This is a genomic window from Falsiroseomonas sp. HC035 (genome assembly GCF_050563525.1).
GTDB lineage: Bacteria > Pseudomonadota > Alphaproteobacteria > Acetobacterales > Acetobacteraceae > Falsiroseomonas.
Window position 1 is genome coordinate 22,611 of sequence record NZ_JBNXUN010000031.1, and the last position, 6,000, is coordinate 28,610.

Annotated in this window: 5 protein-coding genes; 3 read left to right on the forward strand and 2 right to left on the reverse strand. The window is 68.2% G+C overall.

The genetic code is table 11. From position 1 onward, the window contains the following. Positions 1–124 precede the first annotated feature (124 nt). Together ACLF3G_RS28075 and ACLF3G_RS28080 are read right to left on the reverse strand one after the other, a co-directional pair. Positions 125–1,666, reverse strand: a complete 1,542-nt coding sequence (locus ACLF3G_RS28075; protein ID WP_430672681.1) for a hypothetical protein — start codon at positions 1,664–1,666, stop codon at positions 125–127. Between the two features lie 567 nt (positions 1,667–2,233). After that, positions 2,234–3,376, reverse strand: a complete 1,143-nt coding sequence (locus ACLF3G_RS28080; protein ID WP_430672682.1) for a GlxA family transcriptional regulator — start codon at positions 3,374–3,376, stop codon at positions 2,234–2,236. Between the two features lie 625 nt (positions 3,377–4,001). Here ACLF3G_RS28080 and ACLF3G_RS28085 point away from each other — a divergent pair. The 3 genes from ACLF3G_RS28085 to ACLF3G_RS28095 form a co-directional block, all read left to right on the forward strand. Continuing rightward, positions 4,002–4,637, forward strand: a complete 636-nt coding sequence (locus ACLF3G_RS28085) for a class I SAM-dependent methyltransferase (RefSeq protein WP_430672683.1) — start codon at positions 4,002–4,004, stop codon at positions 4,635–4,637. Next, complete coding sequence (locus ACLF3G_RS28090) at positions 4,573–5,223, forward strand: DUF1194 domain-containing protein (protein ID WP_430672684.1); 651 nt, start codon at positions 4,573–4,575, stop codon at positions 5,221–5,223. The genes ACLF3G_RS28085 and ACLF3G_RS28090 overlap by 65 nt, the downstream gene beginning before the upstream one ends. Before the next feature lie 235 nt (positions 5,224–5,458). Beyond that, positions 5,459–6,000, forward strand: a 542-nt coding sequence (locus ACLF3G_RS28095) for a class I SAM-dependent methyltransferase (RefSeq protein WP_430672685.1), incomplete at its 3' end; no start/stop codon positions are given.

Genomic DNA, 6,000 nt, shown 5'->3' on the forward strand with positions numbered 1-6,000 from the left:
TCCCGCAAATCGTCCGCAGGAAGCAGCGAATCATATCCGATTCATGCGATTCAATTCCTCTCCGGATGGGCTCCTATGGACACGCCGGGTCGGTGTTCCCAAACAACACCGACCCGACAACGGGTCAGATCGTCACGCGACTGCCGTCAAACCGCGTGAAAGAGAAACCGTCGAAGGCTTCGCGGTAGGTCACGCGCTCGTCGCGCAGCACGCCGATCGCCACCGCCTCGCCGAGCGCTAGGGAGGCCGCAGCATCGGACCACCAGTGGATGCCCATCCAGTTGCGTCCCATGGCGAGGTTCGCTGCCATCTTGTTCAACTCCCCTCCCACCGTCAGTGGCGGCCCGCTGTAGGGCACCAGCCGCGTCGGGTCGCGCGGGTCGGGCTGCACCGGGTCGGCAATGACCCGGCTCTCGTCGAAGAACGCCTTCAGCAGGGTCGCCGTGACGCCCCCGAGGCTCGCGCCCCCGCCGGGGTAGGCCGAGAAGATCGGCGAGCCATCCGGAGTGTTCTGCGACAGCAGGCAGGTCCCCTGCTTCGCCCGTGTGCGCCCGAGCGCCTCTGATCGCAGGAAGTCGTCGTGCAGCGGGTAGTCGCTGACGCCGTTGACCAGGCGGTGATGCGCCAGCCCGCCATAGGCTTCGGGCCGCAACGTGCGATGCACGAACCACTTCTGCCAGTAGGCGGCGCGGGGAGCGTAATTGCATCCGGTGGCAATCAGGGCCTGCAGATGGCTTGGCCCGAAGGTCGCCGCTCCCGCGCTCTGGTTCCGTATGCGCCGGTATGGGTTGGAGGGGTTCAGCGCCGGCTGCGCCAGCGGGAACATGCCGCCATAGCGCGGGTCCGGCCCGCCTGCGGGAGTGGCGAGCAGCAGCGCCACCGCCCAGGGCTGCGCCAGACCGGTGCGGACGGCCTCTGCCAAGTCGCGCCCGGTGGCGATGTAGCGCGGCGTCGGGTCGAACTGGGGCTGGCCGCTAGTCGCTTGGCCGTTCTGCGCCTTCAGCCACTCGTCGTAGCCGGTCAGAAATTCGCTGGCCGGCGTCGCGGTCCGGATGCGTGCTCCGATCGACTGCGCGCCGAAGGGGATGTCGCGGAGCAGGAATTGCGAGATCACCGGCCCCTCCAGAACGCCTTGCGGCGTGACGGCACGGCCCCGCGGGTCGGCTGCATCGAAGTAGAGGGCGCTGCCCCGGAACAGCGTACCGGGCGTGACGCGCCCGTCGCGCTTCGCGCCACGGTAGCCGGGAAGCCGGTCGAGCTCCTCCGTGGCCGCGAGCAGATCGCGGTTGCCGGTCCCGTCCTGGTACTCGGCGAAGGGAACGTCGCGCAGCAACGCCTGCCAGTAAGCCTCCACCGCCTCGGCAGCCCGCTCCGCGCTGGCCAGGGCCGGCGCGGCGGGGATGGCGATCTGCGCCGGGTTGAGACCGCCGAGACTGACGGCCATGGTGCCGAGCGGGTTGCCCAGCCGACGCGTGCCGCCGAGAGGGATCTTCTCGAAGTCGGCCGGGTCGCCCGATTGGCAAGCGTCGTACAACGCCTTCCAAGCCGCCTGGTCGACCTCGCCGCGCGCATTGTGCGGCAGAGCCCGCGTGTCGGTGCCGATCTTGTTGGCGTAGCGGGCTTCGTCGTCATTGGCGGGATGCGGAGCGACAGGGATCTCGCCCATGGTGCGCAAGCAAACCTCGCGCACCTCGACAGCCCGGCGGTGCAGCGCGCGGTCCACCGGCCGCGCCGCCGGCTCGGCAAGCACCGCACGCGCTGCCGACTCCGTGGCGATTGGCTGGGCCGCGGCCGGGGCTACCGGTGATGCGCCCGGTAGCGCGAAGGAGGCGCCACCAAGGACAAATCCGGCGCCGCCGAGGAGGCCTCGGCGCGGTAGGCCGGACGGGGACAAGGGCACCCCCGGTCTTGGAGCGGCAGAAGCGGATGTGGTGGAGTGATTGGCCATGGAATCCTCCTGTCTTCTGATAGAAGGGAGGCGAGTGTCCGTGAGGGCGCGGTACAGGCTGAAGGCCGGCCGGCGCGGACCCGGGCCGCCGCCGTGTCAGGAGTGCTGCTCCAGAGGGCGGCGCCGGGCAAGCTAGCACCAGTCCTCTGGCGCCAGGCAGCGGAAAGCGTGCGGAATCCGAAGGCCAGCGTGAGCGCCCCTGGAACCGAGGACGCAGGCGGCCTCTGGCTCCAGCGACCTTGGGGCCGCCCGAGAACAGGCCGAGGCGGCATGCGCCGCACACCACTAGGCGACGTTGGGGTCGGCAGGCTTGCCAACATCCTTGCGCATCCCCCTCGCTATCGGGCTCCACTCGCCAGAGCCCGACCGACCTCCGGTGGCCGGCGCGGGACGGGCGAAGGCCCGGCGATAGGCCGCAGGCGTGAGAGCAACATGGCGACGGAACAGGCGGCGAAAGAAGGCCGGATCCTCGTAGCCGACCTCCTCAGCGACGGCGTCCACTGCCATCTCTGTCGTCTCCAGCACCTGCTTCGCCTCCTCGATCCGCAGCGCGTGCACGTAGTCGAGCGGCGAGAGCCCTGTCGCCGCGCGGAAGCGGCGCTGGAAGCTGCGCTCCGGCAGCCCTGAGCGCGACAGCATCGAGGCGATCACGTGCGGCGCGCGGTAGTTCTCCGCCAGCCAGTCCTGCGCCGCGCGGATCGCGCGGTCACCATGCTGCGCGGTCACGCTCAGTGACGCGAAGGGCAGCTGCCCCGCGACATGCCACTGCAGCAGGTTGAGCTTCGCGGCCCGGCGCGCCCTCTCGGCGCCGAGAAAGCGGTCCACGAGGTAGAGCACCAGGTCACACCAGGAGGCAGAGCCACCCGCTGTGACCACGCGCCCGCCGGGCCCGGTGGCGACCAGCACGCGCTCCGGGCACACCCGAACCGCAGGGTGGCGCTGACGCAACGCCGCGCAGTAGCCCCAGTGCGTGGTTGCCTCGCCGCCGTCGAGCAGCCCTGCCTCGGCGAGCAGTAAGGCGCCCGAGCAGGCCGAGGCGACGACGGATCCAGCGGCGAGGCACTGGCGTAGCCACGCGGACACCGAAGGTGGGGCGCCAACGGGCTGGTCGGCCGGCACGGCCAGCGACGCCACGCAGACGAGGTCGGCGCAGGTTCCGGTGCCGGGTGCGTAGGCGGAGATCGGCAGTGTGGCGGCGAGCACTATTCCGTTCGACACCGGCGCCTCGCCGCCGTCGAGGGTGACGAGGCGGGCATCTATCAGGGATACGGCAGTTGGATCCTCGCCCGTCAGGCGCTCATAGGAACGCCCGACACCAGAGAACACGTCGACCATGCCGCAGGCCGTGGAGGCGTTCGAGGCGGGCGTGACGAGTACCGCGACGCGCAGCGGCCGTGGCGGCGGCGCAGGGCCCAGGATGCGGGGCATGGCGCAGAAGCCTCGGTTCCGGCCGAAGCCGCCTGCCGACCCGGCCGGAACCAAGCCTAGGCTAGAGCCAGCGGTTCGCCAACTGCCCAAAAGGGGCGGAGGCCGGACAATAGGGGAGGTTCGAAATGCACGTATCCGCCAACGCCCTCTGGTTCCAAATCTCCTTCTCGGTGGAGCCGCGATACCGGCCTGCGTGGCCGCACGCGGTGCATGCCCTCCCTTCGCGCCTGCAGGCCGGACTCGCCCTCGCCGTGCGGCCAGCGGAGCCTGGGCTCGAGGACCTCAGTGCGGCCCAACTCACCGATATCGGCCTGCCGACAGATTGGGTTTCGACGACGTGGCACGGACCGGCCCGGCTGATCGACAAGGCCCGCGGGTCCATGGATGGGCCGTTTTGAGGGAGCCGAAGCAGCTTGGGCCTGGGCCCGCTGTTTCGCGTCCTTGCGATACACCGAGAGGGGACATTACGGATTCGATGACGGAACACCGGGCTTCAAGACCTTCGAGCGCGATGGCTGGCACCGGCAGGCGCCGCACTACGACGGCCGTGCCGGCCGTATGAGCATTGCGGCGGTGACGCCTCTCCTCGACGCGCTGGGCGCACGGCCTGGCGTGCGGCTGCTCGATGTCTGTTGCGGTTCCGGCTACGTCCACGGCTGGAGCGGTTGCGCGTGGCGTCAGGGCGTGGCCATCGCCCCGGCGATGGTGGAAGTCGCGCGCGCCAGAGGCGTTGGACGACGCAGATGCGCGCTTCGACGCAGTCGCCGGTGCCTTTGGCACGCTGCACCTGGCCGAGCCAGACCGCGCGCTCGCCGAGGCCTTCCGTGTGCTCCGCCCGGGCGGGACGTACGCCTTCACGGTGTGGGACGGGCCGGGGCGCGCGACGTTTTTTGGAACAGGATTCCAGGCTATCATAGCCCACGCCGGCATGAACGTCCCGGTGCCGCCCGACCCGACGAACTTCCAGGCGGCCGGTCGCAATTTTACCGCGGCCTTCGCAATGCGATGTGATTACCGCGGACACGCTGCACCGACAGATTCTTCGCCTACCACGACGGCGGTTTCGCGAACTCGTGTAATCCCGGAGCTTGAACGCGGTGCTGCTTGGGCGGAACCCTATGGAGGGCTTCGCACCTGTAGGCTCTCCGACCAGTCGGCCGATGAAGGCAGCGGTTGCGATGACGCGGGAGGTGTCCATGACAGCTGCCACGTGCCTGGCCGCGCTTGTCCTGCTGATCGACACCTCGGGATCGGTCCCTGACCACCTCTATGCCGCTCAGCGTGACGGTACCGCCCTGGCGTTCGAGACACCGCAGTTGGTCCGGGCCATGGAGCAGGACGGCGGCATGGCCGTCATGGTCGCAGACTTCTCCTATCGTGCAATGGTCCGGCTTGGATGGACGATGATCAGGAATGCCTCGGAGGCGGGCCACTTCGCCGCGGCAGTCCGTGCGCTTGAACGATCCGGGCGACACGATACCACGGCAATCGGTCGTGCCATTGCCGATGCACATCGAGAACTGGCTGCTGCGCCCTGTCTGCCGCAGTTTCGAGTGATCGATATCTCAACCGATGGCCAGGAAACAATATCCCTCACTCCCGCGTGGGAGGCGCGCGACGCCGCCGCTGCCGAAGGGGTCATCATCAATGCCATCGCTTTCGGACCTCGGCCCGGCGAGTTTCCTGGCATCGATTCCGTCAATCTCTTGACCGACACGGAGCTTTGGTTGCGGGAGAACGTCGCGACGGGCTTTATCCGGGTCGCTGTCGAGGAGAGCGGGTTCCTGGAGGCGTTCCGGAACAAGCTGGTGACCGAAGTGACCGCGCTGCAATCGGTCACGGAGTAGCGCAAGTATGAAGCTAGCCACGGCAGATGTACTGCGGCGATTGGAGGTGCGTATCCATTGCTCGATGACGGTGTGCCTCCAGGCCTCATTCGGCATCTGTTGGACAGGCTGCGCAGCGCTTGGTAGCGCGCTCAAGCTTGGCCCGAGCTGCTGAAGTCCCCATCAACATCCGCGAGAGACCTGAGATATCCTTGGAGGTCATGGATCATCGCCACATTGGAGTGGAGCGGAGGCCATGCCGAGTGCGCCCTCAGATTATGTCTATGACAGCGCCAACGAATGCGACCGATTGGAGCGCCAAGCCGCTCTGCTGGGCCCGGAGCGCGTGCTACGGGGGGTCTTTCCGCCGCCCGGCGCACGTATCCTTGATGCGGGATGCGGCTCGGGGGCGGCCGCGCGCGTTATTGCAGGACGCCACGCGGAAACGGAGGTGATCGGGTTAGACTTCAGCCAAGACTACATCGCTTACGCCGGTCACCGCGCCAAGATGGAGGGGCTGCGCAACCTGTCCTTCAGGCAGGGCGATATCCAGGCGCTCCCGTTCCTCGACGCGTCCTTCGACATCATCTGGTCGCAGTTCGTCCTCTACTTTCTCTCAAAGCCCGAGGCCGCGGTGGCGGAATTCCGACGCGTGCTCAGGCCGGGTGGACGTGTCGTGATCGCACTTCACGAGAGCCTCTTGCACCACCCCGAGAACCCTTTCCTCCAGGCCCGGCTGGACCGCGTGAGGACTGGACTGCTGGACATCTGCTTGGCTCGGCGCCTGCCCCTGATGCT

Excerpts from the sequence above, each read along its gene's own strand:
- ACLF3G_RS28085 (WP_430672683.1), top strand. The coding sequence starts at position 4,002 with ATGTCTGTTGCGGTTCCGGCTACGTCCACGGCTGGAGCGGTTGCGCGT.
- ACLF3G_RS28075 (WP_430672681.1), bottom strand. The coding sequence starts at position 1,666 with ATGGGCGAGATCCCTGTCGCTCCGCATCCCGCCAATGACGACGAAGCC.
- ACLF3G_RS28080 (WP_430672682.1), bottom strand. The coding sequence starts at position 3,376 with ATGCCCCGCATCCTGGGCCCTGCGCCGCCGCCACGGCCGCTGCGCGTC.
- ACLF3G_RS28090 (WP_430672684.1), top strand. The coding sequence starts at position 4,573 with ATGACAGCTGCCACGTGCCTGGCCGCGCTTGTCCTGCTGATCGACACC.